Annotated in this window: 3 protein-coding genes and 2 pseudogenes; 2 read left to right on the forward strand and 3 right to left on the reverse strand. The window is 65.8% G+C overall.

Features of this window, described 5'->3' with window-relative positions:
• Positions 1 to 158: 158 nt before the first annotated feature.
• Positions 159 to 815: a class I SAM-dependent methyltransferase gene (locus IO20_RS0134075; RefSeq protein ID WP_030557218.1), complete on the forward strand. Its 657-nt coding sequence runs from the start codon at positions 159 to 161 to the stop codon at positions 813 to 815.
• Between the two features lie 23 nt (positions 816 to 838).
• Here the strand turns inward: IO20_RS0134075 and IO20_RS39380 are convergent.
• Positions 839 to 1,381 (reverse strand): annotated as a pseudogene (locus tag IO20_RS39380) (ATP-binding protein); the annotation flags it as partial.
• Positions 1,382 to 1,728: 347 nt separating this feature from the next.
• Positions 1,729 to 2,049, reverse strand: a pseudogene (locus IO20_RS37245) (HNH endonuclease family protein); the annotation flags it as partial.
• A 225-nt stretch (positions 2,050 to 2,274) separates the two neighbouring features.
• Between IO20_RS37245 and IO20_RS0134090 the strand changes: the two are divergent.
• Positions 2,275 to 3,207 carry an SMI1/KNR4 family protein gene (locus IO20_RS0134090; protein ID WP_030557215.1) on the forward strand — a complete coding sequence of 311 codons (933 nt, stop codon included), beginning with the start codon at positions 2,275 to 2,277 and terminating at the stop codon, positions 3,205 to 3,207.
• A gap of 21 nt (positions 3,208 to 3,228) precedes the next feature.
• Here IO20_RS0134090 and IO20_RS37250 read toward each other — a convergent pair whose 3' ends face one another.
• Entirely contained in the window at positions 3,229 to 3,546 is a 318-nt protein-coding gene (locus tag IO20_RS37250) for a hypothetical protein (RefSeq protein ID WP_031127800.1), read from the reverse strand.
• Positions 3,547 to 3,906: the final 360 nt, after the last annotated feature.

A 3,906-nucleotide genomic window follows, 5' to 3' on the forward strand; every position in this document is an offset into this window, starting at 1 on the left:
CAGGCACCAAGGCGTACGCCGTCTCGCACGAGCCAGTCACTCGCAATCGAACACCGAGGTAACGCTCCGCGACGGCTCCCCAAGATCTGTGCCAGAACCGAGAACTGACTCCGCTGCTGGGCGTCTGGAGTGTCAGTGGCTGCTGAGAACATCGAGTCATGACTGACCGAACTGCTTCGATCACTGCCTACTGGGATGCCGCTGCGGCGGCTTTCGACGACGAGCCAGACCACGGGCTGACGGCTGACAACACACGCGCTGCGTGGGCCCGGCTCCTGCACTCCTTGATGCCAACCGATCCAGTCGACGTTCTCGACATCGGCTGTGGCACCGGTTCCATGTCCTTGCTGTTGGCCGAGGCCGGGCACCGGGCGACCGGGGTCGATCTGGCGCCGCGCATGGTTGAGCAGGCGCGCACGAAGTTCGAGGCCGCCGGCTTTGCCGGCCGTTTCCTGGTCGGTGACGCCATGATGCCCCCGACCGGGGAACAGCGGTTCGGTGTCGTGTTGGCGCGGCATCTGGTGTGGACGCTGCCTGATCCGGAGGCGGCCTTGCGTGAGTGGGTGACACGCTTGCGGCCGGGAGGCCGGCTGGTGCTGGTCGAGGGACGTTGGCGTGAGGCAGGCCAGAGCGGTGTCCCGTATGTGGCTGGGGCCGAATCGCTGCCGTGGAACGGTGGAATCGGCGCCGAAGACCTTGCCGTAGCCGTGCGCCCTCTTGTTGCCGCTGTGCGCATTGAACCGCTCGGCAGCGACCCGGATTTGTGGGGTGGTCCGGTGGACGATGAACGGTATGCCCTGATCGCCGACGTGTGATGCGCTGAGGAAGGCCAGCCCACGGCGGCTTCGTGTTCGGCGGCGCGGGCGCGGGTGGTGGCGAGGCGGTAGGAGCCGGTGCCGGTCTCGATGATGTTGCCGCCGAAGGGGAGGCGGTCGACGATGGCAGCGCAGAGCCGCGGGTCGGTGAAGGTCTTTGTCCAGCCAGAGAAGGATTCGTTTGAGGCGATCGCCACGCTGTTCTTTTCCTCCCGCTCGGTCAGAACCTGGAAGAGGAGTTCGGCGCCGCGGCGGTCGAGTTCCATGTAGCCGAGCTCATCGATGCACAAAAGATCGACGCGGCCGTAGCGGGCGATGGTCTTGGTCAGCTGCTTCTCGTCGGCGGCCTCTACGAGCTCGTTGCCCAGCTTCGTCGCCAGGACGTACTTGACCCGGTAGCCTGCCATCGCGGCTTCGGTGCCGAGGGCGATCGGCAGGTGGGACTCGCCGGTGCCGGAGTCGCCGATCAGGCAGAGCGGCAGGCTCTTCTTGATCCATTCGCACTTGGCGAGGGCGTGGATCATGGCCGCGTCGATGTTGGGGTTGGCGTCGAAGTCGAACTTTCGGAAATCGCACCGGTCCGTAGTGACCATTGAACGTAGCCCCCGTGGTCAGGGCGCCCCGGCGCCCCGGCCCGGCCGTCACTCAGTGCCGCCACTGGCCGATCCGCACTCCACGTCACAGCAAGCCACCGTGTGCCGCGCCGAGGAAGCTGCGGGCCCGAGAGCTACAGGTCTCCGTACAACCTTTCACCTGCTCACGCGTCACAGGAGTGTGGTGCAAGGTGCACCCGATGCGTCTGAGGGAGAACTGAATTGCCCCGTCCCCGTGCATCGAACCAACAGAGCAGCAGCCCGCCCTGACGGCGGACCAGAACCTGTATACGGCCCAGCGGGCGCCGTACGGTCGTCACTTACGAAGCCGGGGTGTAGTGAACGACGGTCATCTCGCACGGTCCGCCGGCGTAGACGTTGATGGCGTCGATCTCGCTCTGGTCGGCGGACAGGCCCCAGCGAAGCTTGGTCGCGGTCCACTCGGCGAGGTAGCGGCAGGTAGCGTTCGAGGCTGGCGGCATCCATGCAGCGGGGTCCTGGTCGGCCTTCTGACGGTTCGTGCGCCGCGGTCACTGCGACGAGGCTGGTGGCCGCGTCCTGGTCGTTCGCGTACGCCTCGCGCCGCTTCGCGTCCCAGGCGGGGCGCCGCTGTCCCAGCTTTCGGCAAGGGGCACCATGTGTTATCTGCACCTTGGAAAGGTTGCCGCTGACGTCTGCGACTGGGTGATGTACGCCGTGTCCGTTGTGTGAACGATGCGTTATCCGGTACAGCGGCGAAGTGCCGCTGACAGTGATGACACAGGGGCACAGTGGCCATGTTCGACGCAGGCTGACGACAGCCCGGCGGCCCGACCGTGGGTTATGCTCGCGGCTCGAACGACCTTCCGACATGAGAAGACGTACCGGTGGACGCCAGGATCACCCGGATCCAAGCCAAACTCGCCGCACTGCCGACTGCGGAGAAGGCCGTACTCGGCCCCGTGCTCACCGAGACACAGATCTCGGACTTCGAGGACGCCCACGACGTTCGACTGCCTGAGGAGTTTCACCAGTTCCTCACCCGAATCGGCCACGGCGGATACGGTCCCACCTACGGGTTGCTGCCTATGGAGCAATGGGTCGGGCCCGGTGGCATGGGACAGCCCGCCGAATCGTTCCCCATCGCTCCCGACGTCGATGTCCCAACAGGTCCCGATGACCGGGGTGACCTCGCGGGCTCCTTCCCCGGCACCATCACAGTTGTTTACCGGGGCTGCAGCGACTTCACGCTGCTTGTCGTCACAGGACCCGGACGCGGGCGACTGGTGGAAGTCAACGCCGAGGGATTCTTCGCTCCCCGGTTCTACGCCGATTCTGACTTCCTGTCTTGGTACGAGCGGTGGCTCGACTTCGTTCTGACAGGACACCGGGACCTCAACTGGTTCGCCGACCAGATGGCCGGCAACGAGGACCAGCTCGTTGCGACGCTCCTGGACGACGAACTCCCGACAAGGCGGCGAGCCGCCGCCTACACGTTCATCACCTACCCAGCACCGAGCGCCACCTTGCCCAGCACGCTCATTCGGGCCCTGACTGCGGAGACTCACCCGGCCGTGAGAGAAACGATCCTTCGCGCCCTCGCCGCCCAGGGAGAACACGGCCGAGATCTGCTGACCATGGCGCTCGCCGATCCGGTCACCGATGTCCGATCCCTCGCTGCTGTGCTCATGGCGACGCACACACAACAGGGACGACAGCTACCTACCCGGCGACGAGAAGCCCTTAGCCGGCGCCTCGCGTACGAGACAGACGACTCGGTCCGCGAAACCATTCAGAGAATGATCGAGCACTCAACCTGACGTGACACTCCCCGATCAACGTCAACGGCATACTGCTGACGCTCTGCCCGGCAAGTATTCCGGGCAAGGCTGTCGGAGGCGCGGATACGCCTGGAGGACCTCGGCGCGGGTGTTGCAGCCGTCAGCGGGATCGAGGCCGGTGTTCCAGTGCTGGAACGCATCGCGGCTGTATCCGGCGCGGGCCTCGTCGGCGAGGGGGATCTGCTCGACGGCGTCGACCAGGTTGAGCACCTCCGCACCGGCCGGCGCCACCGGGGCAGCGGCGGCCGTGGACGGCAGGGCGATCGGGGCCAGGGTGAGGGAGAGCGCGGCAGCACCGCGCAGCATGTTCTTGATCATGCCTGTAGGAGTAGCGGTGATCACGCTGGTGACGTGCCGGAACTGCCTGTTTCGTCAGCCATGTGGGGGACGGCGGTTCACCGGAAGGACGCTTCAGCTCGACACCGTATGGACCATCCGAGATCGGGCGAGCCGAGTCCTCATAGGGCCGCCAGGGGGAACCTCTGGCCTGTTCGGGCGCAACGTAGGCTCGCGGGCTGTGAGCCGAGTGGATGAGGTCGGGAAGACGCGCTATCTGGTCCTTCATGACTACGGCATGGGAGGTCTGTGGTGGTGGGTGTGGGCGGATTCTGCCGAGGAGATCGTCGATTCCTGCGCCGAGGTTGAGGTGATCACGAACCCTGACGCCGTGGGACGTGC

Origin of the sequence: Streptomyces exfoliatus, assembly GCF_000725545.1 — a bacterium.
Taxonomy (GTDB): Bacteria; Actinomycetota; Actinomycetes; order Streptomycetales; family Streptomycetaceae; genus Streptomyces; species Streptomyces exfoliatus.